The organism is Lentzea sp. NPDC051838, from assembly GCF_040681245.1.
In the GTDB taxonomy this organism is placed as follows: Bacteria; Actinomycetota; Actinomycetes; order Mycobacteriales; family Pseudonocardiaceae; genus Lentzea.
This window is the reverse complement of sequence record NZ_JBFAYI010000001.1, coordinates 87,276-110,581: the sequence shown is the minus strand read 5'-3', so window position 1 is coordinate 110,581 and position 23,306 is coordinate 87,276. Positions and strand designations below refer to the sequence as shown.

General features: G+C 69.0%; 19 protein-coding genes. 7 read left to right on the top strand and 12 right to left on the bottom strand.

Features of this window, described 5'->3' with window-relative positions; all coding sequences use genetic code 11:
• Window positions 1–55: 55 nt before the first annotated feature.
• Window positions 56–223: a hypothetical protein gene (locus AB0M24_RS00400; RefSeq protein WP_363758663.1), complete on the top strand. Its 168-nt coding sequence runs from the start codon at window positions 56–58 to the stop codon at window positions 221–223.
• Complete coding sequence (locus AB0M24_RS00395; RefSeq protein ID WP_363758660.1) at window positions 220–1,908, top strand: HEXXH motif domain-containing protein; 1,689 nt, start codon at window positions 220–222, stop codon at window positions 1,906–1,908. Before AB0M24_RS00400 ends, AB0M24_RS00395 begins: the two co-directional genes overlap by 4 nt.
• On the opposite strand, the gene fxsT is transcribed toward AB0M24_RS00395, so the two are convergent.
• The 3 genes from fxsT to AB0M24_RS00380 are packed head-to-tail and all read right to left on the bottom strand — an operon-like array spanning window position 1,895 to window position 8,612.
• Window positions 1,895–6,052 (bottom strand): FxSxx-COOH system tetratricopeptide repeat protein, encoded by a 4,158-nt coding sequence (gene fxsT / locus AB0M24_RS00390; RefSeq protein ID WP_363758657.1) that lies wholly within the window; start codon window positions 6,050–6,052, stop codon window positions 1,895–1,897. The two genes, AB0M24_RS00395 and fxsT, sit on opposite strands and share 14 nt — an antisense overlap.
• On the bottom strand, window positions 6,049–7,113 hold the full coding sequence (locus tag AB0M24_RS00385; protein ID WP_363758654.1) for a MoxR family ATPase: 1,065 nt from the start codon (window positions 7,111–7,113) through the stop codon (window positions 6,049–6,051). The genes fxsT and AB0M24_RS00385 overlap by 4 nt, the downstream gene beginning before the upstream one ends.
• Window positions 7,110–8,612, bottom strand: a complete 1,503-nt coding sequence (locus AB0M24_RS00380; protein ID WP_363758651.1) for a hypothetical protein — start codon at window positions 8,610–8,612, stop codon at window positions 7,110–7,112. Before AB0M24_RS00380 ends, AB0M24_RS00385 begins: the two co-directional genes overlap by 4 nt.
• A gap of 325 nt (window positions 8,613–8,937) precedes the next feature.
• Between AB0M24_RS00380 and AB0M24_RS00375 the strand changes: the two genes are divergently transcribed.
• A complete protein-coding gene (locus AB0M24_RS00375; RefSeq protein ID WP_363758648.1) occupies window positions 8,938–11,877 on the top strand; it encodes a TIM-barrel domain-containing protein in 2,940 nt (979 codons plus the stop codon).
• Between the two features lie 261 nt (window positions 11,878–12,138).
• Here the strand turns inward: AB0M24_RS00375 and AB0M24_RS00370 are convergent, their stop codons facing one another.
• Window positions 12,139–12,840 carry a FadR/GntR family transcriptional regulator gene (locus tag AB0M24_RS00370; protein WP_363758645.1) on the bottom strand — a complete coding sequence of 234 codons (702 nt, stop codon included), beginning with the start codon at window positions 12,838–12,840 and terminating at the stop codon, window positions 12,139–12,141.
• 141 nt (window positions 12,841–12,981) lie between these two features.
• Here AB0M24_RS00370 and AB0M24_RS00365 point away from each other — a divergent pair, with 141 nt between their 5' ends.
• Genes AB0M24_RS00365 through AB0M24_RS00355 form a run of 3 tightly spaced genes read left to right on the top strand, consistent with a single transcriptional unit; the run spans window position 12,982 to window position 16,991 of the window.
• Entirely contained in the window at window positions 12,982–14,286 is a 1,305-nt protein-coding gene (locus AB0M24_RS00365) for an SLC13 family permease (RefSeq protein ID WP_363758642.1), read from the top strand.
• Between the two features lie 7 nt (window positions 14,287–14,293).
• Window positions 14,294–15,691 (top strand): acyl-CoA synthetase, encoded by a 1,398-nt coding sequence (locus tag AB0M24_RS00360; RefSeq protein ID WP_363758639.1) that lies wholly within the window; start codon window positions 14,294–14,296, stop codon window positions 15,689–15,691.
• Window positions 15,675–16,991 carry a carboxyl transferase domain-containing protein gene (locus AB0M24_RS00355; protein ID WP_363758635.1) on the top strand — a complete coding sequence of 439 codons (1,317 nt, stop codon included), beginning with the start codon at window positions 15,675–15,677 and terminating at the stop codon, window positions 16,989–16,991. Before AB0M24_RS00360 ends, AB0M24_RS00355 begins: the two co-directional genes overlap by 17 nt.
• Here AB0M24_RS00355 and AB0M24_RS00350 read toward each other — a convergent pair.
• The 7 genes from AB0M24_RS00350 to AB0M24_RS00320 all read right to left on the bottom strand — a co-directional run bounded on the left by AB0M24_RS00350 (window position 16,973) and on the right by AB0M24_RS00320 (window position 21,435).
• Window positions 16,973–17,137 (bottom strand): hypothetical protein, encoded by a 165-nt coding sequence (locus AB0M24_RS00350; RefSeq protein ID WP_363758632.1) that lies wholly within the window; start codon window positions 17,135–17,137, stop codon window positions 16,973–16,975. The two genes, AB0M24_RS00355 and AB0M24_RS00350, sit on opposite strands and share 19 nt — an antisense overlap.
• 12 nt (window positions 17,138–17,149) lie before the next feature.
• The gene (locus tag AB0M24_RS00345; RefSeq protein ID WP_363758629.1) at window positions 17,150–17,455 is read right to left on the bottom strand and encodes a hypothetical protein; all 306 of its coding nucleotides are present in this window, start codon (window positions 17,453–17,455) and stop codon (window positions 17,150–17,152) included.
• Window positions 17,452–18,627, bottom strand: a complete 1,176-nt coding sequence (locus tag AB0M24_RS00340) for a cation:proton antiporter (RefSeq protein ID WP_363758626.1) — start codon at window positions 18,625–18,627, stop codon at window positions 17,452–17,454. The genes AB0M24_RS00345 and AB0M24_RS00340 overlap by 4 nt, the downstream gene beginning before the upstream one ends.
• Before the next feature lie 3 nt (window positions 18,628–18,630).
• On the bottom strand, window positions 18,631–19,104 hold the full coding sequence (locus AB0M24_RS00335; RefSeq protein ID WP_363758623.1) for a TrkA C-terminal domain-containing protein: 474 nt from the start codon (window positions 19,102–19,104) through the stop codon (window positions 18,631–18,633).
• Window positions 19,105–19,114: 10 nt separating this feature from the next.
• Window positions 19,115–19,738, bottom strand: a complete 624-nt coding sequence (locus tag AB0M24_RS00330) for a response regulator transcription factor (RefSeq protein WP_363758620.1) — start codon at window positions 19,736–19,738, stop codon at window positions 19,115–19,117.
• Complete coding sequence (locus AB0M24_RS00325; protein ID WP_363758617.1) at window positions 19,735–20,712, bottom strand: sensor histidine kinase; 978 nt, start codon at window positions 20,710–20,712, stop codon at window positions 19,735–19,737. Before AB0M24_RS00325 ends, AB0M24_RS00330 begins: the two co-directional genes overlap by 4 nt.
• A 72-nt stretch (window positions 20,713–20,784) precedes the next feature.
• Window positions 20,785–21,435, bottom strand: a complete 651-nt coding sequence (locus tag AB0M24_RS00320) for a helix-turn-helix domain-containing protein (RefSeq protein WP_363758614.1) — start codon at window positions 21,433–21,435, stop codon at window positions 20,785–20,787.
• 73 nt (window positions 21,436–21,508) lie between these two features.
• Between AB0M24_RS00320 and AB0M24_RS00315 the strand changes: the two genes are divergently transcribed.
• Entirely contained in the window at window positions 21,509–22,705 is a 1,197-nt protein-coding gene (locus AB0M24_RS00315) for an MFS transporter (RefSeq protein WP_363758611.1), read from the top strand.
• On the opposite strand, the gene AB0M24_RS00310 is transcribed toward AB0M24_RS00315, so the two are convergent.
• The gene (locus tag AB0M24_RS00310; protein ID WP_363758608.1) at window positions 22,689–23,273 is read right to left on the bottom strand and encodes an XRE family transcriptional regulator; all 585 of its coding nucleotides are present in this window, start codon (window positions 23,271–23,273) and stop codon (window positions 22,689–22,691) included. The genes AB0M24_RS00315 and AB0M24_RS00310 overlap by 17 nt on opposite strands.
• Window positions 23,274–23,306: the final 33 nt, after the last annotated feature.

Sequence of the window (23,306 nt, the reverse complement as noted above, 5' to 3'; positions counted from 1 at the left end):
TGCCGCTCGCCGCCGAGTCGCCGTGGACGCGCGCGAGCCTCGGGAGGCGACCTCGATGGTGAACCGAAGGTCGGACCTGCTCTCGAAGCAGCTCGACCTCGCCTCGATCCCGCTGTCCGATCTGCGTTTTCTCCGCGCGAAAGCCCTGGACGCCGCGATCGCCTCGACCGTCGAGCACGCCCGCCACACCGATGCGGGCGACGGCATCCAGGAACAAAGGTGAGCGCCAGAACCGACCTGGCCAGGCTTCCCGTGCCGAGCCACGTCTTCGACCGGATCTGCGCGGGCCCCGCCGACGCCGAGAGCATGTCACTCCTGCGCAGGGGCCAGTACGGCATCCGCCGCCTGAAGCTCCTGTCGTTGCTCGACACGGCCTCGGGACGGCGTTTCTCGGAGAACGACCTCGACCAGGCGTGGGCCGTGCTCGCGACCGCCGAGCACCGGGCACCCGAGGTCGTCGAGGAACTGCTGATGCACCCGGCGGTCGGCGTCTGGCTGACTCGCGAGCTGCACGACGTCAGCACGGCGCCGGCCACGGCCCAGGCGGAAGTCCACACGCTGCACGCCGTTGCGGCCGCCGCGGCTGTCCGATGTGGACTTTCCTGCACGATCTCCGTGCCCGTGGTGCAGGGTGCCGTCACGCTGCCGACAGTCGGCCAGTGGCGCCTGCACGAGCAGCAGCCTCCCCTGAGCAGCGTCGAACTGCGGATCACCGCCGGCGAGGTCGCGTTCGGCCACGGTGTCTTCTTCCCGGCCAAGCGGCACAGCACGAACGCGCAGGGCCGGTCGCTGGAGGTCGCGTTCGACGACGTGGACCCGCATCGCGGCTTCGAGGCGCCCGCGGCCCCGAACCCGCTGGACGACGCCACCTTCGACGGGTGGTGCCGGCAGCTGGACGAGGCCTGGGACCTGCTGACGCGCTGGCACACGGGCTACGCCTCGGAACTGTCGGCGGGCCTGACCACGTTGATCCCGCTCGCCGTCGAGACGCCGGTGTTCGCGGCGTCGTCCACCGACGCGTTCGGCGGCGTCGCGTTGTCCCCCAAGGAGTCCGCGGCCGAGCTCGCGGAAGCCATGGTGCACGAGATCCAGCACTCCAAGCTCAACGCACTGATGGATCTGCTGTCCCTGCACCGCGAAGACGACCACGCGTGGTTCTATGCGCCGTGGCGGGACGACCCTCGGCCGCTCGGCGGGCTGCTCCACGGCATCTACGCCTTCACGAGCGTCGCGGAGTTCTGGCACGTGCAGCGCGATCTCGTACCGTCCGAGGAGGCCCGTCGCGGCCACTTCACCTTCGCCTTCCGGTGCCGCCAGGTGCTGGAGGCCATCGAAGCCGTCCGGGAGTCCACCGAGCTCACCGAGCTGGGCACGAGTTTCCTCGCGGCCTCGTCGGCACGGCTCGCGGCGCTCGACCCGGCTTCGGTACCCGCTGATCTCACCGCCGCGATCACCACGCTGCTGGACGACCACCGGGCCACCTGGCGGATCCGCCACGTCCGGCCGAACGCCGACGACGTCGCGGCTGCCGCCGACGCCTGGACGCACGGATCTCCGCGCCCCCAACGCATGCGCCACGAGGTCGTGCCGGACTCCCAGCCGGCGGAGGCCTCCCGCGCTGCGCTGGTCAAGCTGCGTGCACTCGCGCCAGAGTCGTTCCACCAGAAGGAGACCGCGGACGTGCTGTTCGCCCGCGGTGACCACGAAGCAGCCGCGGCCGCCTACGAGCGCCGCATCGAAGTCGAGCCGCTGAACCGCGACGCCTGGATCGGACTCGGCCTGGCTGCGGGATCGCAGGCCCTGCTGGCACAGCCGGAGACCGTGCGAGCCGTGCACCTGCAGGTGCTCGCCCGGACCGGTGTGGCGACGAACCCCCTCGACCTCGCCGCGTGGCTCACAGCTCCATGATGTCGGTGTCGCAGGTCGCCCTGAAGCCCTCGATCGCCAGCACCGTCGCTGGGTGGTCGAAGCCCAGAACCCTGCGGAACCCGGCCACCGTCTGCGCGTAGAGGGCTTCCGGCCATTCCGGCACGCCGGACTCCTGCTGGTCGATCGTGAGGTTGAGCGCGACGGCCAGCGTCGACGGGTGGTCGGCGCCGAGTACCCTGACCGACCGCTCCACCAGCTCCTCGTCGAGCGCCATCGCCCCGGCGACGTCACCGAGAGCGGCGAGATCGCTGGCGAGGTTCGTCGCGGCCACCAGGGCGAACGGGTGGTCGCTGCTGAACGTCGCGCGCAGCCCGGCCACCGCCAGCTCGTCGAGCTCGCGCGCTTTCCCCACGTCGCCGAGCACCCGGTGCGCCGAAGCGAGGTTCACCGCCGCGATCAACGTGTACGGGTGCTGCGGCCCGCGGATCTCGCGGAAGAGCTGGTAGGCCGTGAGCGCGGCGTCGTGCGCCGCTTTCAGGTCACCGATGTGCCGCAGGTCGACGGAAAGGCTCGTCAGCGCGGTCACGGTGTCGAGGTGACGGTCGCCGTGCCGGGCGCGGTAGGTCGCGACGCACTCCTTGGACAGCTCGACCGCGCCCGCGTGGTCGCCGAGCTTGCGCAAGGTCACCGCCAGGTTCCTGGTCGCGCCGATCGTGTACGGGTGGTCCGCGCCGAACAGCTCCCGCTGGCTGCGCAACGCGTCCTGCTGCAGGCCGCCGGCCCCGTGGTAGTCACCGCACTCGCGCAGGTCCATGGCGAGCGCGTTCATCGACCGGTAAGTCATCAGGTGATCGCTGCCCAGCACGGCGATCCTGCGCCGCAGGGTTTCCTCGTCGAGGTCCCGCGCCCGCTCGAAGTCGCCCATCAACCGGTAGCAGCTCGCGAGGTTGCTCGCGTAGTAGAGCGTGGCCGGGTCGTCCTCGCCGAGAATTCCGCGCGACCTGTCGTAGACGGTCTGCTGCAGCGCGAGCTCCTCGGCGAACTTGCCCTCCGAACGCCGGTCGGCCGCGACCGTGTCGAGCATGCTCAGAACCGTCTCGTGATCCTCGCCCACGGCCTCGCGCAACGCTTCGAGGTTGCGTTCGTTGAGCCGCATGGCCTGGTCGATCTTGCCGACCCTGCGCAGCGCGATCGCGTAGTAGCGGGTCATCTCGACGGTGTGGAGGTTGCTCTCGCCGAGGTTGCGCTGCCACACCTGCACCGCGTTCTCGGAGAGCTCCAGCGCTCCCCCGTAGTCACCGCTGGCGAGCAGGTAGCGGGCCAGGTTGATCATCAGCACCCGCACGCCGCGGTCACCGGACTCCACCGCTCGTGACACCGTCGCGTGCGGCAGCAGTTCGGCGTACCGGGACCAGGTCGTCGAGTCCTCCGGGTCTCCGGGATCTCCGTTGAGCAGCAACACGTGCACGGCGTGCCGCAGGTTGTCCTGCTCGGCGGGCGTCACCCGGTTCTTCAGCACCGCCTGCACGAGCCGGTGCAGCTGCAGGGTGTTGTTGCGGTGGTCGAGCTTGGCGAGGCTGTAGCGGCTGATCTCCCGCACCGCCCGGTTGAGCCTGATCGGGTCCTCGAAGGCCTCGGCGAGCTCGTCGGGCACCGGTGCGGCGCGCACACCGCTGAACCACCGCCGCGAGATCGGCTCCGGCCCGAAGAACGCGCAGACCTGCAGGAGCTGCAACGCTTCCCGGTGTTCGGCCTCCAGTCGCCGCAACGGCACGTTCCACGCCGCCGCGACCGGAAGCTGGTAGTCGCTGGAGTTCCCGACCTCCAGCAGTTCCGTACGGCCCTGCTCCAGCAGGTCCAGGTACTCGTCGACCTGCATCCCCGTCTGCGCGCGCCACGCGGCCGCCTGCTCGATCGCGAGCGGCAGGTCGCCGAGCGCCTCCGCGAGCCGGTTCGCATCGGCGCGCGGGAGCAGCGGATCCCTGCGCTGCAACAGTTCGATGCTCTCCGCGCGGGTGAACAGGTCCACCTCGACGGGGCGCGCGACGCCGGCCCATTCGGAGTTGCGCGACGTGACGACGACGTGCCCGATGCCCGAGGGGAAGAACTGCCGCACGGCTTCCGGGCGGTCGGCGTTGTCGAAGACCAGGATCCAGCGGGAGTAGGGCCGGCCGCGGCGCAACGCCTCCAGCACCGCGGGAATGGCCGTGTCCGCCGAGGTTCCCGGCACGCCGAGCCTTTTGGCCAGTTCGGTCAGGCTCGCCGTGATCTGGGCGGGGTGCTCGGCGGAGATCCACCACACGACGTCGTACTCGGACGCGTGCTGGTAGATGTACTCGATCACGGTCTGGGACTTGCCGACGCCACCCATGCCGTGCAGGGCCTCGGGGAGCACGGCCGTCGTGCCGGGTTCGAGCAGGCGGCGGCGCAACTGCTCCAGGAGCGCTCCCCGTCCCACGAAGTCCGGGTTCCGCAACGGAATCGGACCCCACACCGGCGGCTGGCCGATGGTCTCGCGCCGCTGCTCTTTGACGGCCGCGGCACGGACCGCGGCCGCGGCGGAGGCAGTGGACGACTCCAGTTCCGTTCGCGCGGCCGCGAGTCTCCGCGCCCGGCGGGCGAACGGCCCGGACAGCGCCCGCAGCACGCTCTCCTGGACTCTCAGGTACGGGAGGTTCTCGTGCGTCAGCTCAGGAACGGGAGCCTCGTCCGGAGCTGCGAGCGCGGCACGAAGATCGCGCAACGTCGTGTGCGTGTCCGCGGCCTGCTCGCTGAGCACCCTGGCGACCCGCATGGTGTCCGCACGCCTTGCGGTACCGAGAAGTTCGTCACGGACACCGTCGTGGAACTCGTACGCGATCCGGTCGTCGTCTACCGGCAGGTCGTCGGCGGGCACCTGCTTGAGCAGCCCGCCGAGCATCACCTCCGCCAGCGTCGTCAGGGTGGATCCCGGCAGCAGAACCCGTTGCACCAGCGTCATCAGCCGCGGTGACAACGGAGTCGAGGCGAGCAGACCGGCGAGCTCGAACGCCGTCACCGACGCATGTGTGCGGAACCTCGAAACGCGCTCCCGGGCAGTGAGGAGCTCTGCCCGCCCGTTCGGTGGCGCGGGTGCGGACTCCTCGGCCGTCCTTCCCATCAACGTCGCCGTCATCTCGACCCACCCGGCGTCGTCCGAGGTGAGGAGCTTCGCCCAGCCGGCCATCCAGTCCGCGGACAGCGCCAGCACCGGAACGGGCACCGATCCGGCCCGGTCGTACGCGCCGATGTCCACGTCCGGCGCGACGGCCTTGACGCGCAGGTTCCGATTCGCCGCACCGGCGCTGTTCGCGGACATCAGCACGCGGCGCGTGGAGAGCGCGCTCCAGTGCCAGAGCCGCTGCTCCAGCACCTGGACGATCGCGACGGGCATCGTGCGTCCCCAGCGAGCCAGCAACGCGGGCATGGCACCGTTGCGCCACGCCGCGCCGATGGCATCGGTCAGCACCAACACCACTCGTCTGCCCGAGGGCTCCACGAGGTGCGACCACGGCCAAGCCCTGACCGGTTCGGCTCCGACCTTCAGCAGCAGATCGTCCGGTGAGGTCGCGGAGCAGTCGAGCCGGTAGTCGCGGACGTCCCGGAACGCTCCCTGCCGCCGCAGCAGAGTCAGGAACTCCCGTGCCGTCCGGCGCCAGATGTCCATGGACGGCCCGATGTCCGTCACCAGTGCCAGGTCGAACGGCCGCCAGGGTGCCGGTCTCCACTCCGGTAACCACAGCCCGTCCTGCGCGGCCCGGATCGCGGTGATCTCCTCGTCGAGCACCATGTTCCAGGGCGACGACGCCGTGCGCATGAACGGGCGAAGGGCACGAGCGATCTCCCGTGCTCCCGGCAGTGCGGGAACCACGGGCCAGGCAAGGGGAAAGGCGTCCCCCGCTTCAGGAACGATCTCCGCACTCGGCGGGTCCGGGACCGGCACGTCGTCGACGTCACGCTCCGGCGAGCCGGCGTCCTCTTCCGCACTCCGCGTGCGCGTCTCGTCCCGCGAGGTCGCGCTGGGCGGCGGCTCATCCGGCCGCGCCGCCGCCCGTGTCCCTTCCCGTGGCCGGAGTCTTTCGCTGAGCCACAGGGCGTCGCGCAGTTCCTGACAGGTCAGGTCCGCGGTGGAGAGCCTGTCGTCCGGACGCCCTGCTTCGTTCATTGAGAGTCCGCGGACAGGGGGTGCCAGATCGAGGTCAGCAGCTTGTTCCAGTCGCTGTCGAGCTGGTAGTCGCCGCTCGTCGCGAGCTGCGTCGCCAGGTGCACGGCGTTGAGCAGCTGGTCGGACGCGAGACCACCGAGCTGGGCGCTGGACTCCAGAAAGTCCGCGATCAACCGGGCCAGGTCGACGCCCTCCGCCTCGCCGAAGTGCGCAGCGACCATGCCGCCCAGCTGGTCGAAGTCCGGTGGCTGCACGTGAAGTTTCAGGCAGCGGCGCAGGAACGCGGGAGGGAACTCGCGCTCGCCGTTGCTCGTGATGATGACGATCGGGAACTCGCGGCATCGCACGACACCGTCTCTCACGACGGCGGAACCACCGCGGTCGGCGGTCAGCACGCGCACGTCCGGCTGCCGCGCCGCGAACCGGACGAGCTCGGGAACGTGGTACTCGCCTTCCTCGAACACGTTGAGCAGGTCGTTGGGCAGGTCGATGTCGCCCTTGTCGAGCTCGTCGATCAGCAGCACCCGCGGCAGTTCGTAGGGCAGCAGCGCGGTGCCGAGCGGACCGAGGTGGATGTAGTCGCCCAGATCGGACTCGGCCGCGGCCTTCCCGGACCGGTCCGCCGCGGCCTGCACCCGCCCGATCGCGTCGTAGAGGTACAGACCGTCCTTGAGGACCGTGCGGCTGGTGACGGGCCAGCGGAGGACCGGCCCCAGGCCGAGCTCCCGCGCCACCAGGTACGCGAGTGACGACTTGCCCGTTCCCGGGCTCCCGGTCACCAGCAACGGGCGGCGCAGGTAGATCGCGGCGTTGACCATCAGGACCTCGCGGTCACGCGGCTGCCGGGGCGCTGCTCTGGGCAGGCCGATCCGGCGGTCGCCCTCTCCCCCGTCGTCGGTCGGCCGGAACACCTCGCCCGCGCCGCTGAACCTGCGCCACGGCGGAGGTTCCGGCAACCTGGTGAGCGGCGAGGACGCCACCTGACCGGTGCCCTGGTACACCTGCCATCCGGCACCGCCGGAGGAGTTTGATGAAATAGCCGGTCCGGTATTCGCGTTCACGCCACCGACACCCTTTCCGGTGGTGCCGGATCACTCGGCACCACGACTCGTACAGGATCGTCAAGGAGAATCGTCAGCTTTTCACCCGCAGGCGCGAACTTCGCCCCTTGTTCGAATGCGGTCACCCGCGCCAGCCGAACCCGCTCCAACAGGTCGTGCGGATCGTCGTCGCCGTGCAGAAGACTCTCGGCGATGGTCTTGAACTCCGCGTTGTCACATTTCTCTCGATGCCACAGGATCAGCGGCACACCCGCGCGCAAGCCCGCCGCGACTTCGTCCCTCCCGGCCATCTCCGCTCGCGGTGGCGCGCTGAGCACCAACGACACGAGCGTCGTTGTGCGCGCAAGAGCGGACGTGAGTTCCCTCAGCCCGTCCCCGTTGTCCTGTTTGCCCCACCACGCTGATTCCCGGTGCACCGCACCGGTCCTGCTGAGCTGCGCCCGCAACTGGTCCCAGCGTTCGTGCCACAGCCTGTACCACTTTCGCCGGGTCATTCGCTCCAGGCTGCGCACCACCACCGGGTAACGACAGCCGAGCGGTTCCGGAATGCGGGAATCGGTTTCCCACGGCCACTGGTCCACGTCGAGGTTCATGAACTCGCTCGGCAGCACGAACTCGATGCGGATGTTCGGCCGGTACTGCCCCCAGTCCTCCTCCACTTTCTCGACCAGCGCGGCGACGCGGTCCTTCACCCGTGCCAGGTCACCGACGACGTCCTGGCCGCGGACGGGCGCCCAGCCGGAGGCCTGGCCGAGCTGCCTCCAGTGCGACAGCCGGTACTGCTCTCCCGCCGCGCCCTCGCGCTGGACCTGCAGGATCAGGTAGGCCACCGAGCGCGGCGGCGTTTCGGTGAGGCCGCGGGGTTCCGCCGCCTGCCGGCGCACGGCGACGAGCTCGGCGGAAAGCCCCATGTGCCCCGCCTGCCGATCGGACCACCGCCTCAACTGGGCTGCCAATTCCGGGCGCACCTTCATCGCGAGGTGCTCCACGAAGACGAGAGGCTTCGGTATTCCATTCGGATCGGCATTCAGGGATTCGAGCGTTCGGAGCACTTCGACGTACGTGACCCGCCCGGACAGTCTCGGTGCCGCGAGACCCACCACGACGTAGTAGATCTCGGCGATGTCCGGCAACACAGCGCCTTCGAGGAGCTGGAAAAGCCTGGCGCTTTCCTCCTTCGGCCACAGCTGGGGAGCTGTCATCGCGTGCACGGTCTCGCGCAGTGCGACCATCGGCTTGGAACGCTGCTCAATCCGTTCCAGCACGAGCACCAACGCGGTTAATCCGTCCGGATGACGGCGGCAAACCTCGGCCAGGCTGTAGAGGTGACCGGTGGCGTGGTCGTGTTCTTCGAACGGCAGCTGCTCGCCGAGTTCCTCGCACACCATCCGCATCACGAGGTTGCGGCCACTCCGGTTCATCAGGCACGGAATCCGCCGCAAGCCTTCGACCAGGGACCACAAAGCGCCGCTGTCAGTGTTGTGCTCCGCGAGCGGCATGTGCGGCCTCCCGTTCGAGGTCGGTGATCGAAGTATGACAGCGATCGCAGGATGACACCGCTCCGAGAACGCCGTACGTTACCCAGATTCGCGACGTTCCTCCGTCAGCCTCCGCAGCACTTCAGCCGAATGGCGCACCGGAATCGAATGACCTCGCAATTCCACGCCGAACCCGGAGAAGTCCGGACGAACCGATACGCCGTTGGAGCCCCTGCCGCGCTGCGCCGACTGGCCTCTTGATCGCTCCACATCGTGAGGCCAAGGTGAGAGGTGTTCAGGTATCTGAACGTCCCTCGGAAGGCAACGACGTCAACGAGGAGCACGGATGCGCGCGAAGGTCATGTCCCTGCTGACAGTGCTGAGCCTGGTCCTCCCCGTTCCCGCCACCGCACAGCCCACCGGCGTGGTCGAGTCCGGGCAGGCCAGGTTCCAGATCCTTTCCCCCACCCTGATGAGGACCGAGTACGCGGCTGACCGCGGCTTTGAGCAGGCCCTCACTTACAACGTTGTAAATCGCACGTTCCCCCGCACGGCCTACAGTTCGCGGGTTCAGGACGGCTGGCTGGTGATCACCACGTCCGCGATGACCTTGCGCTATCGCGTGGGGTCCGGGCCGTTCCGGGCGGACAACCTCGAGGTGAAGGTCGGTGGCACGACCGCGTCCCCGTGGCGGCGGGTGGTCTGCGCGACCGGGCAGCTCTGCGAGGCCGAAGACCAGCAACGGGAAGGAATGCTGGTCGCGGCCGAGCATCCCGGGCACACCGGTGCGGGCTTCGTGGCCGGGTTCTCCTACGCGAACAACGGGATCACGGCGACCGTCAACGCTCTTGACGCCGGCCGGCATCGGGTTGTTCTCAGGTATGCCAACGGAGTCGGTGGCGACGGGAAGCACGAGAACCGGACGCTCAGCCTCGGGGTCGACGGGCGGGCGCGGCAGATTACGTTGCCCGCGACCGCAGGCTGGGGCGACTGGACGCTCGTCGAGACCGAGGTCGACCTGACCGCCGGCGAGCACCGCGTCTCGTTGAGCAAGTCGCCGGCCGACACGGGAAACGTCAACGTCGACAGCCTGGCGCTGATTGCTCCTGGTCAGGCCTATCCGGCCGTGCGGGCGATCGACGACTGCCGGTTCGGCACGACCTGCGAGGCCGAGAACGCGGTGACGACGGGTGTGCTCGCGGACGAGCACGCCGGCTACGCGGGGACTGGTTTCGTCGCGGAGTTGAAGGGCGGCACGAGCCTGACTCAGCGGGTGAGCAGCGTGCCGGCGGCGGGCACTTTTGCCGTGAATCTGCGCTATGCCAACGGGGTTGGTGGTGATGGCAAACACGAGCCGCGGACCGTCCTGATCAACGGGCAGGCGGTCACGTTGCCGACGACGGCCGGTTGGACCACGTGGTCCACGGCCGCGACGCGGATTCCGTTGCCCGCGGGCACTTCCGACCTCAAGATCACCTGCCCGGACGCCGGCTGCCATGTCAACCTCGACACGATCGGGGTGAACTCGACGCAGCAGCACCTGGCGCTGGGCGGCTATCGGCGCTCGCTCGACGGTTACGCGGGTGGTGATCCGAGGCTCTATCCGGGACTGTTGCACCGCGACGGCTGGTATCTGCTGGATGACACCAACACCGCTCTCTACAACGGAAGCACGGCCACGCCACGCGCTCGGAACGCCTACCAGGACGGGTACGTGTTCGGGTACGGGCAGGACCTCAAGGCCGGACTGGGCGACCTCGCGGCGCTGACCGGTGGGCCGAAGTTGTTGCCGCGCTGGGCTTACGGCGTCTGGTACTCGGAGTACATCGACCGAACCGCGGCCGACTACCGCGACCGGATCCTGCCCGCGTTCCGGCAGCACGGCGTGCCGCTGGACGTGCTGGTGGTCGACACGGACTTCAAGGCGCGCAACACGTGGAACGGCTGGCAGTTCGACCGGGCCAAGTTCCCCGACCCGCAGGGGTTCCTGGACTGGGCGCATGGTGAGGGGCTGCACAGCACGCTCAACATCCACCCGAGCATCCAGGGCAGCGACCCGGACTTCGCTCAGGCTCAGAGCATTGCGAAGGGCAAGCTGGTCAAGGGATCCTGCGCGGACTGCTACGTGTTCGACTGGGGCGACCCGGACCAGCTGCGGGCGTACCTGGAGCTGCACAAGTCCATGCCCACGGACTTCTGGTGGCTCGACTGGTGTTGCGACGGCTCGGGGTCGTCGTTGCGCGGGGTCACGCCGGACTCGTGGATCAACGAGCAGTACGCGAAGCTGGGCGGGTTCGCGTTCTCGCGAGGCTTCGGTTCGTTGCAGGCCGGTGGGTACAGCGGGTCAGGGCCGCTGCAGACCGGGCCGTGGGCGGAGAAGCGGAACACGTTGCACTTCACGGGCGACACGTCGTCGACTTGGGGTGCTTTGAAGGGCACCATCGGCTACACCTCGGCCGAGGCGGTGTCGACCGGCATGTCCGCGATCAGCCACGACATCGGCGGGCACAACGACACCACCGGTCTGCGCGGATCCGAGACCTATGTGGACAACGGACAGGTGCGGTACACCACCAAGCTGCCGGACGACCTGTACACGCGATGGGTGCAGCTCGGCGCGTTCCAGCCGATCACGCGCCTGCACAGCAACCACAGCGACCGGCTCCCATGGCAGTACGGACCGGCCGCGCAGGCATCCGCTGCCAAGTTCCTGAACCTGCGCGAACGCCTGGTGCCGTACCTCTACACGTTGGCGGAACAGGCGAACCGCACCGGCGTGCCCGTGGTGCGTCCTGCCTACCTCGACTACCCGGGCGTTGCGGAGGCCTACTCCACTGTGGACAGCCAGTTCCTGGTCGGTCCGGACGTGTTGGTCGCGCCGATCACCACGCCCGGCGAGGTCGGCTCGACGCGGGTGTGGTTCCCGCCGGGGCAGTGGACCGACTACTTCACCGGCCGCGTCTACCAGGGCAACACGTGGGCGACGGTCAGTGCCGGCTGGGACACCATGCCGGTGTTCCTACGGTCGGGCGGGATTCTCGTCGAACGCACCCAGGACGTCGCCCATGACGTCCTGACTGACGCGTTGACCGTGCACGTGACAGCCGGGGCTCGCGGCTCGTTCACGCTGTACGAGGATCGCGGTCGCACGCGGATCACGCAGAACGGAGGGGTTCTGGTGGTGCGCGGTTCGTCCACACGGGACTGGACGGTCGTGGTGCACGAGGCTGACGGGACTAGCAGGACGATCCGGGCCGGTCAGCGGGTGGTGATCAACCTGCGGTGATCGGCTCTGCGAGCCGAGCCGAGCCGAGCCGAGCCGGGCTGGTCGTGGGGCGGTGATCCGTCCCCGGCACCCGGACACGTGAACCGGTCCGGGTGCCGGGGTGGTGGTCGAACAGGGCTCACCAGTCCACGGCACCAGGACACGCGAACCCGTCGGACCACCAGTAGGCCGTCGCCTCTAATTTCTGCTGCGAGAGTTGATCTCGACGGGGCGCAATTGAGCCCACGACGGTCTAACAGGGCCACGGTCGGACAGGGCTGATCAGTCCTCCGGCACCCAGTCGAGGAGGCGGACCTTGGCCACCGTGCGCACGTGCTTGCGCATCGCGGCCGCCGCCTTCTTCGGGTCACCGGCAGCGATCGCCTCGTAGATCGCCGTGTGCTGTGCCAGCGACCGGTGCGGGCGGCCGGGCTGGCGCAGTGACTCGTTGCGGCTCTCGGTTATCTGGCCTGCGATGGCCTTCATGAAGTCCGCGAGCAGCGAGGAGTGGGCGGCGGCGGTGACGGCGGCGTGGAAGCGGCGGTCGCCCTCCACTCCGACGCCGCCGCCGACGATCTCCTCGTGCATGAAGTCGAGCGACTCGCGGATGGTGTCCAGCTCGTCCTCGGTGCGGCGTTCGGCGGCGAGTTCGGCGAGCTTGGTCTCCAGGGCTTCGCGTGCCTCGAGCACTTCCGGGAGGCGCTTGCGGCGTTCGACGAGTTGCTCGACCGGTTCGACGTCGAGCGTGTCGCGCACCAGGTACGTGCCGCCGCCGTGCTTCGCCTCGACCAGGCCCTGGACCTCCAGCACGACGATCGCCTGCTTCACCGACGCGCGGCTCACGCCGAGGCTCGCGGCCAGCTCGCGTTCGGCCGGCAGCTTGTCGCCCGCCGAGAGCCCGGCCTCAGCGACGTACGCGCGCAGCCGTTCTAGCACCTGCTCGTACAGGCGGGACTTCACCATCGGCCTCAATGCCTCGGACATCGCTCCAGGATATCCGGCCAAGTGGCTGAGCCACTAGGCCACCTCTTGACAGCTGGTGGACAGAGGGTCGAAAGTGGCTGAGCCACTTAGCCACCTGGCCACCAATCCACCTCTGGGATCGCCCAACGACGGGAGCCCTGCATGTCCCCGGAACTGATCTCGATACTCGTGCTGGTCGTGGTGTTCGTCATCGCCACGACCAGGTCGATCAACATGGGTGCGCTCGCCTTCGCTGCCGCCTTCGGGGTCGGCACGCTGGTCGCGGACATGAAGACCGACGACATCTTCAAAGGCTTCCCCGGCTCGCTGTTCGTCGTCCTGGTCGGCGTCACCTTCCTGTTCGCCATCGCCCGCGCCAACGGCACCACCGACTGGCTCGTGCACCTGGCGATCAGGCTGGTAGGCGGCCGAATCGCCTTGATGCCGTGGGTCATGTTCGCGATCACCGGCGTCCTCACCGCGATCGGCGCGGTGAGCCCGGCCGCCGTCGCCATCGTGGCACCGATCGCCATGGGTTTCGCCGCCAAGTACAAGATCAGCCCACTCCTGATGGGCGTGATGGTCGTGCACGGCGCGCAGGCCGGCGGGTTCTCGCCCATCAGCATCTACGGCACGATCGTGAACGGCATCGTCGCCAAAGAGGGCCTGCCGGGCAACGAGATCGTGCTGTTCCTGGCCAGCGCCGTGGTGAACCTGCTGATCGCGGCCGTGGTGTTCGTGGTGCTCGGCGGCATGAAGCTCGCCCGGCAACCGCTCGAGGTCCACGCCCTCGCCCACGCCACCAGTGGAGGTACCGGTGGCGGAAGCGACACAACGACCGGAAGCGATCCAACAGACGAGCGCGTCTCCCTCGCCGCGCCCCGCATCGCGACCCTCGCCGGACTGGCCGCGCTCGTCGTCGCCGCCCTCGTGTTCGACCTCGACGTCGGCCTCGCCGCGATCACCGTCGCCGTGCTGCTCAGCGTCGTCTGGCCGGAGCAGAGCAAGCAGGCGATCACCCAGATCACCTGGCCGACCGTGCTGCTGATCTGCGGCATCCTCACCTACGTCGCCGTCCTGCAGACCATGGGCACGATCAAGTGGGCGGGCGACTCGGTGGCCGGCGTCGGCGCTCCCCTGCTCGCCGCGCTGCTGATCTGCTACATCGGCGCGATCGTGTCCGCGTTCGCCTCGTCGGTCGGCATCATGGGCGCGCTCATCCCGCTCGCCGTGCCGTTCCTGCTGCGCGGTGACGTCAGCGCGGTCGGTCTCATCGCGGCACTCGCGGTGTCGGCGACGGTGGTCGACGTCAGTCCGTTCTCCACCAACGGCGCGCTGGTGCTGGCGGGGGCGCAGGACGTCGACCGCGACAAGTTCTTCAAGCAGCTCATGGTCTACGGCGGGATCATGGTCGCGGCGGCACCGCCGTTGGTCTGGCTCGCCCTCGTCGTCCCCGGAATCTGGTGAGCCCCTGATGTTTCCCTTGTCCTCAGACGAAGTCGCTCTCCGCTTCAAAGATCGCACGCTGACCCACACCGAGCTGGCGAACTGCTCGAACGCCCTCGCCCATCAGCTCCAAGGGCTGCCGACAGTCGCGGTCTGGGCCACGCCGACGATCGAGACCTGCGTGGCGGTAGTCGCCGCCCTCAAAGCCGGAGTGCCGGCCGTGCCGCTCAACCCGAAGGTCGGCGAACGCGAGCTCGCGCACATCGTGGCGGACAGCGCCCCTGCCAACGTCCTCGCGGCGCCCGGGACGCAGCTCCCCGCAGGCCTCGACTCCGTGCCACGCCGGGATGTGACGCTCAACGGCTCCGCAACAGAACCACTGCCGGAACCCGCGCCCGAAGCACCGGCGTTGATCGTCTACACCTCGGGCACGACCGGATCACCCAAGGGCGTCGTGCTGCCGCGCCGCGCGATCGTGTCCACATTGGACGCTGTCGCCGAGGCCTGGGAGTGGACCTCGAAGGACGTGCTGGTGCACGCGCTGCCGTTGTTCCACGTGCACGGTCTGATCCTCGGTGTGCTCGGTCCGTTGCGCAGGGGCGGCACGCTGCACCACCTCGGCAGGTTCTCCACCGACGAGGTCTCCAAGGCGCTGAAGGGCGACGGCACGATGTTGTTCGGTGTGCCGACGATGTACCACCGCATCGCCGAGGAGGTCCAGGACAACGCGGACCTCTCCAACGCCCTGGGCCAGGCGCGACTTCTGGTCTCGGGTTCGGCGGCGCTCCCGACCCGCGACCACGAACGCATCGCCGACGCGACCGGGCAACGCGTCGTCGAGCGCTACGGCATGACCGAGACGCTGATGAACACCAGCGTTCGGGCCGACGGAGACCGCCGCCCCGGCACCGTCGGCGTGCCGTTGCCGGGCGTCGAGGTGCGGCTCGTCGACGACAACGGCGGGGAAACCACCGAAACCGGCGAGATCCAGGTCCGCGGCCCGAACCTGTTCACCGAGTACCTGAACCGCCCGGACGCCACCGCGGAGGCGTTCGACCAAGGCTGGTTCCGCACCGGCGACGTCGGCACGCGCGACCCCGACGGCTACTACCGGATCGTCGGGCGCAAGGCCACCGACATCATCAAGAGCGGCGGCTACAAGATCGGCGCGGGCGAGATCGAGAACGCCCTGCTCGAACACCCCGCCGTCCGTGAAGTCGCGGTGACCGGCGAGCCCGACGACGACCTCGGCGAGCGGATCATCGCCTGGGTGGTGCCGGCCGGAACGACGCCCGACGCCGAAGACCTCGTCGATCACGTGGCCAGGCTGCTCACCCCGCACAAACGGCCGCGGCTGGTGCGGTTCGTCGAGTCGTTGCCGCGCAACGACATGGGCAAGGTGATGAAACGTGCACTCCGGACGTGAGCTCATCTCCTGCCTGGCCACGGAGTTCACCGAACTGCCCGACACAACCACGGACCTCGGCAACGGGCCAGTCGACTGGCCCGGCTACGGCGATCAACGAGCTCGTGCCACCGAACGAACAGGCGAGCACGAGTCCGTCGTCTGCGGCACAGCGAAAGTCGGCGGCATCACCACTGTCGTCATCGCGTTCGAGTTCGGCTTCTTCGGCGGCTCACTGGGCACCCGCACCGGCACGCTGATCGAGCAGGCCTTCGAACACGCGCGAGCCAACCGCCTCCCCGCGGTCTCGCTCGTCATGACCGGCGGCAGCCGCATGCAGGAAGGCACCCCCGCCCTCCTTCAGTTGCAACGAATCGCCCGCCAGCTCGCCCTCACGCGAGAGGCGGGTCTCCCCCACATCGCTGTCCTGCGCGACCCGACGACCGGCGGCGGCTGGGCCACCCTCGGCGCGGGCGCGGACGTCGTGCTCGGCCTGCGCGGCGCCCAGGTCGGGTTCGCCGGATCCCGGGTGCGCCCACCGGGTTACTCGGTGACGCACCAGTTCGCCGCCGGCCTGGTCGACCAACTCGTACCACCGGACGAGCTCCCAACCCGCCTGCAACGCTGGCTGAGACTGGTCACCACACCCGCCACCACCGCCGAAGTACCGAGAGCACTGGGGCGAACCGACCTCCCGGCAACCGGTTGGGAAGCGGTTCAGCGGGCCCGCGCACCAGGCCGTCCGCGAGCAGCGGCCTACCTCGCCGCCTACTTCGACTGGCACGAACCGATCAGCGGAGACCGCGCGGGCGGCGTCGACTCCGGCGTCCTGTGCGGGTTCGGACACCGCAACGGCACGACCATCGCGTACGCCGCACAATGCGGCACCGCCACGCGCCCTGCCGGATTCCGCACGGCGGCAAGGCTCGTCAAACTGGCCGACCGACTGCAAATCCCGGTGCTCACACTCGTGGACACACCGGGCGCGGCCAACGACGCGGCCGCCGAGAAGGCAGGTGTCGGCGCGGCCATCGCGGACATGTTCACCGCGATCGCCTCCGCCCGCGTGCCCGTCACGACACTGCTGATCGGCGAAGGTGGATCCGGTGGCGCACTGGCGTTCGCGGCACCGGACCGCTTGTGGGCCACCCCGGACAGCTACCTCGCGGTGATCTCCCCGGAGCTGGCGACGGCGATCCTGAAACGCGACCCGTCCCAAGCCCAAGCCACCGCGGACCAGTTGCGGCTCAGGCCGCAGGACCTGGCCGAGCTGGGAATCGCCCAGCTCGCCCAGGCACGCGATCAGGCGACAGCGACGTAGGCGAACGCCAGCAACGAGCTCGGGATGCAGATGGTGAGCAGGCCGACCACTCCGTAGAACGGTTCCTTCCTCACCACCATCGCCCCGAGCGCGCCGATTCCGAAAAGGACGGACGCGAGCAGCAACACCAGCACGACGATCGACATGTCAAAAGGTCCTCAGGTCAGGGATGCACGGAAGTCGGAAGCAGCCGCGAACGGCGGCGCCCGACTCGACCGAGGACCTGACGAGGTCGCCTCGACGTGAGGCGAACGGACAGCGGCGGCGAATCCGCGGTGAAACGACGGGCCCGGCCCCGAACCCGCACGGCACAACGCCCAGCAGGCGTCCGGCGACGGCACGGAAAGCACGTGCACGACGGAGACAGACGCGTTCAGCCCCGAAGCAGAGGAATCGACGTCCTGACGCGCGCTGGTGCCCACGAACACCAGCAGCAACGCGAGCAGGAAGCCGGGCACCCTCACCGAACGGTCGCCCGCCTGCGCGCGAAGAACTCCCCGACCGGTTCCACATAGCGAGCCGCGATCGGCCCGATGATCGCCATCAGCAACACGTACGCCGTCGCCAACGCGGCCAGCTCCGAACTCACCTGCCCGGAAGCGACCGCCAACCCGGCGATCACGATCGAGAACTCACCCCGCGCCACCAGCGCGGCACCGGCCCGAGCACGGCCCATCTTCCCGATCCCCTGCCGCCGGGCCGCCCACCACCCGGTCGCCACCTTGGTCAGCGTCGTCACGACGGCCAGCAGCACGGCCATCCCCAGCACCGGCGGAATCGTCCGCGGGTCGGTGTTCAACCCGAACACCACGAAGAACATCGCGGCGAACAGGTCGCGCAACGGCTCCAGCAACCGGGTCGCGTTCTCCGCGGTGGACCCGGAGATCGCGATGCCGAGCAGGAACGCCCCGACAGCAGCGGAAACCTGGAGCTCGGAAGCGATACCGGCGACCAACAAAGCCGACCCGAGCAGCTTGAGCAGGAACACCTCGTGGTCCGGACTGTCCACCACGGCCGAGATGATCCGTCCGTACTTCAACGCCACCACCAGAACCACGGTGATCGCGAGCAACGAGATCCCGACCGACGTCAGTCCGCCGAGGAAGCTCACCCCGGCGAGCACGGCGGTCAGCACCGGCAGGTAGACCGCCATCGCCAGGTCCTCGAACACCAGCACCGACAGCACGACGGGCGTCTCGCGGTTGCCCAGCCGTCCGAGATCACCGAGCACCTTGGCCACGATCCCGGACGACGAGATGTAGGTGACGCCGGCCATCGCCAGTGCCCCAACAGGTCCCCAGCCCAGCAGCAACGCGACCACCGCGCCCGGAGCCGCGTTCAGCACGATGTCCAGCAGCCCGGCCATCCACGACTTGCGCAGACCCGTGGTCAGCTCGGACGCGGAATACTCCAGTCCCAGCAACAACAACAGCAGCACCACGCCGATCTCGCTGGCGAGATGCGTGAACTCCGAGATGCCGTGCAACGGGACGAGCCCGCCCTCACCGAAAGCCAGCCCTCCCACCAGGTACAGCGGGATGGGCGAGATGCCGAATCTCCAGGCCAGGCGTCCTAACAACCCCAGCCCGAAGAAGACCGCACCCAGTTGGATCAGGGCGATCGTCGTGTCGTGCACGCCTCAGCCGCCCGTCAGGATGTCCGCGGCGGCATCAAGCCCTTCCGCGGTGCCGACGACGACCGCGAGATCGCCGTTCTCGAACAGGAACTCGGGGCCTGGCGACGGGTGGGCGTTCCCCGCCCGCAGCACGGCGACGATCGACGCGCCGGTGCGGGTGCGCAGTGCCGTGTCGCCCAAAGTCCGATGGGCGAACGCCGTGACCGGGAGTTGGCGCGTGGTGATACCGGTGATGTCGCGGTGTTGCTTGGACAGCTGCGTGACGAGCTGAGGTGCGCCGAGGAGTCCCGCCAGCGCGCCGGCTTCCTCCGGGGACAGCGGGATCGAGGCCGCGGTGGCGTCCGGGTCGTCCTGTTTGGACAGGATCAGCTCGAACTTGCCGTCGCGGTAGGAGATCACGCCGATCCGGCGGCCGGAGCGGAGGGAGAAGTCCTGCCGCACACCTATGCCCGGCAGGGGCGTCACTTCGACGTTCACGCAAAGCTTCCTAGGGTTCGATGAGCCCGGCGCGGATCGCGTACCGGGTGAGTTCGAGGCGGTCTTTGAGGCCGAGTTTCTGCAGCAGGTTGGCCCGGTGGCGCTCCACGGTCTTGACGCTGATCACCAGCAGGTCGGCGATCTCCTTGGAGGAATGGCCTTCCGCGACGAGCTTGAGGATCTCCTCCTCGCGGTCGGTGATCGCGCGGGCGTGGTCGAGGTGGTGACGGATCAACGAGTTCATCGCGCCCGGATAGAGGAACGCCTCGCCGCGCATCGCCGCCCGGCACGCCTCCACCAGGTCGCGGTCGGCGACGGACTTCAGCACGTACCCGGATGCCCCGGCCTTCAACGCCTCGAAGAAGTACTGCTCGTTGTCGTACATCGTCAGCATCAGGATCCGCAGGTCCGGCAGCACCCTGGACAGCTCCCGCGCGGCCTGCAACCCGGTCATCCGCGGCATCGCGATGTCCAGGATCGCCAGGTCGGGCTGCTCGGCACGGGCCACGGCGATCGCCTCGGCCCCGTCGCCCGCCTCCGCCACCACGGTCAGGTCGGGCTCGTTGTCGAGGATCAGCCGCACACCGCGACGCACCAGCGCGTGGTCGTCGGCCAGCAGAATGCGCACGGTCATCCGCGCGCCTCCACCACGAGCCGGACCTCGGTGCCGCCGCCATCGGCAGCACCGACCGAGAGATCAGCCCCGACGAGCAGAGCGCGTTCCCGCATGCCCCGAATCCCCGCACCTTCCGCCGACGCACCGATTCCCCGCCCGTTGTCCCGCAGCAGAAGCTCCACAGAGGATGGACGACCGCGCAACGACAGATCGATCGTGTCGGCCGACGCGTGCCGGACCGTGTTCGTCAGACCCTCCTGCGCCACGCGGTACACCACGAGCTCGGTCTCGGCGTCCAGCGCGGGCAGGTCCTTGTCGAACGAACGCCGCACGGTGAGCCCCGCCGGTTCGGAGATCTCCGCCACCAGCGCCTTCAACGCGCTGACGAGCCCGAGCTCCTCCAGCACACCCGGCCGCAACCGGCGGGCGATGCGACGGATCTCGTCCAATGTGGAGCGAGTGGTCTCCTGCGCCTGCAGCAGTTCCTCGCGCATCGGGCCATCGGACTGGTCCGCCACGCGTTTCAACCCGAGCAACACCGCCGTCAGCGACTGCCCCACCTCGTCGTGCAGCTCCTGCGCCACGCGACGACGTTCGGCCTCCTGCGCGGACAACGCACGGGCCGCGCTGTAACCGCGTTCGGCCTCCAGCCGGTCGATCATGCTGTTGAACGTGGTGATCAGCTCCGCGATCTCGCCGTGCCCGCGCGCGGTCAGGCGAGGACCCGGCTTGAGCAGGTCGATGGTCGTCATGGCACGGGTGAGGCGTCCCAGCGGTGCCAAGCCCACGCGGATCAGCACCGCGTTGGCGATCAGCATCACCACGAGCCCGGCCGCGAGCACCAGCACCTCGCCCAGCAGCGCGGGGGTGGAGACGGTCGCCGGCCCGAACACGAGCAACGCCGCCGCTATCACCAGAACCAGGGCGTTGAGCAGGAAGATCCGCCCGAACAACGACACGCGCGCCGCCTCTCCGCAATCACTTCCCGCCACGCCCTTGCAGGCTGACGGGTGGGCCCGCCACGTGTCCATCCGTGGCAACACCCATGTTCGCGGCGCGCGAGGTTATGCGCGCGGGGTGGTGAACACCCGCAGGAAGGTCGCCAGCAGCTTCTGGTCGCCCTCGAGGTCGACGTGCCCGGACTTCGCCGCCCGGATGATCGCCCGGTACGAAGCCAGGTCGTCGTCGGTGATCTCGGCCGTGATCTTCAGGTCGGGCTTGCCGGGGAGAGCACCGACACCGGACTCGAGCTTGCCGTCGACCAGCACCGCGTGCAGCACGATCTCGCGCGCGTGGATCTCGAACGACGCCGTCACGCCGACAGCTTCATCTGGCTTGAAGGCGGCACGCAGGTTCAACGTCACACCCTCGGCGCTCACGTGGTCGCCCGGCTGCGGGTCTCCGAGCTGCTTGGAACCCCACCGGCCCAGTGCGAGGATCGCGGGCTCCAGCTCCTGGCCGATCGGGGTCAGCGCGTAGACGACGCCCCGTTGCGGCGACGGGGCGACCCGGCGCTCCACGACACCGGCCTGTTCGAGCTCCTTCAGGCGCGTGGCCAGCACGTTCGTCGGGATTCCCGGCAGCCCCGCCTGCAGGTCCGTGTACCGGCGGGGGCGCACGGTCAGGTCGCGGACGATCAGCAACGCCCAGCGCTCGCCCACCAGTTCCAGTGCCCTGGCGAGACCGCAGTACTGACCGAAGTCGCGTCGCTTCATGCAGACATCATAGCAAGCTTGCTTAAACAATGTGTACTTGCAAAGACGAAGTACGATGGTTACCGTACTCGGCATGACCACTGCACTCGACCGCCCAGCGCGGACCCACCTGCCTCGCACCGTCGCCTTCGCGGGAATCTCGGCGGCGATGGTCGCGATCCTCGTCGCGGCCGGTGCCCCGACCCCGCTGTGGCCCATCTACCAGCACGAATGGGGCTTCCCGTCGTGGCTGCTGACCCTCGCGTTCGGCGTCTACGCGCTCGCGCTGCTGGTCGCGATCCTGGTGATCGGCTCGCTGTCCGACCACATCGGGCGCAGGCCGCTGATGATCGCCTCGCTGGCCCTCGAACTGGTCGCGATGCTGGTGTTCCTGTTCGCGCCAGGCATCGGCTGGCTCATCGTCGCCCGCGTGATCCAGGGAGTCGCGACGGGCGCCGCGTCGAGCTCACTCAGCGCCGCCGTGGTGGAGCTCGCGCCGGAGAAGCACAAGAAGCTCGGCGCGATGATGACCTCGATGGCCCCGCTCGCCGGTCTCGGCATCGGCGCGCTGTTCGCCGGCGTGCTCGCCGAGTTCGCGTCCGAGCCCGCGTTCGCCGTGTGGCTGGTGCTGGTCGTCGTGATGGCCGCCGGAACGGTCTTCACCCTGTTCACGCCGGAGACCGTGAGCCGCAAGCCGGGCGCGCTCGCGTCGCTGAAGCCCCAGGTGACGCTGCCCGTTCAGGTCCGAGGGCTGTTCGCGTCGGCTCTGCCCGGGATCATCAGCTCGTTCTTCTTCATGACGCTGTTCCTGGGACTCATCCCGGTCGTGCTGGTGGCCGTGTTCAAGGTGCACAGCCCGGTCGTCGGCTCGCTGGCCGCGTTCGTCGCGTTCGCAGCGGGAACCGCGCTGTCGGCGACCACGAGCGGCATCAAGCCACAGCGTTTGAGGCTCGCCGGCACCAGCGCGATGACGGTCGGCGCGATCCTGTTCGTCGCCAGCATCGGGATGCACTCGCTGACGCTGCTCTGGGCCGCCTCGCTGATCGCGGGAGCCGGCATCGGCGCGTCCTTCGCCGGCGCCACCCGCGGTCTCGTGCCCGAGGTCGCACCGCACCAGCGCGCGGGCATCTTCACCGCCATCTACCTGGCCGGATACCTCGCGATGGGCCTGTCCGCGATCATCGCGGGCGTGGTCATCGGGATCGTCGGCGTCGCCTCCACGGCGATCGGCTTCGGCGTCATCACCGCGCTGGTCGCGCTGACCGGCGTGATCGTCACGAACCGGCGTTAGCAGCGTGGACGTGCGTGCGCACTCCCTGCGGGTCGAACAGGACCAGCAGCTCGACCGCGCCACCGTCCGCGCTGCCCAGCCAGTGCGGCAACGACGTGTCGAACTCGGCGGCCTCCCCCGGCGGCACCACCAGGTCGAGGTCGTCGAGCACCAGCCGCAGCTGTCCATTGAGGACGTAGAGCCACTCGAACCCGTCGTGCGTCTGGAGAGTCGGCTCCAGCGGTTGCTTTGAAGCGGGAATCAGCATCTTGAACGACTGCACCCCGCCCGGCCGCCGGGACAACGGCACGAACGTCATCCCGAACTTGTGGATCGGCTTCAGGTGGATGCGCGGATCACCGGTCCGCGGGGCGCCGACGAGGTCGTCCAACGGCACGTTGTAGGTGCGCGCCAAGGGAAGCAACAATTCCAAGGTCGCTCGCCGCTGCCCACTCTCCAGCCTGGACAGCGTGCTTTCCGAGATGCCGGTCGTCGTCGCCAGGTCGGCCAGCGTGATGCCGCGATGACGCCGCAACGTCCGCAGCCGAGCGCCCACCCCGTCCAGGACTTCTTCCGTTTCGCGGTTCACGGCCGCCATCTTGCCAGACCGGCAAGTTTTCGT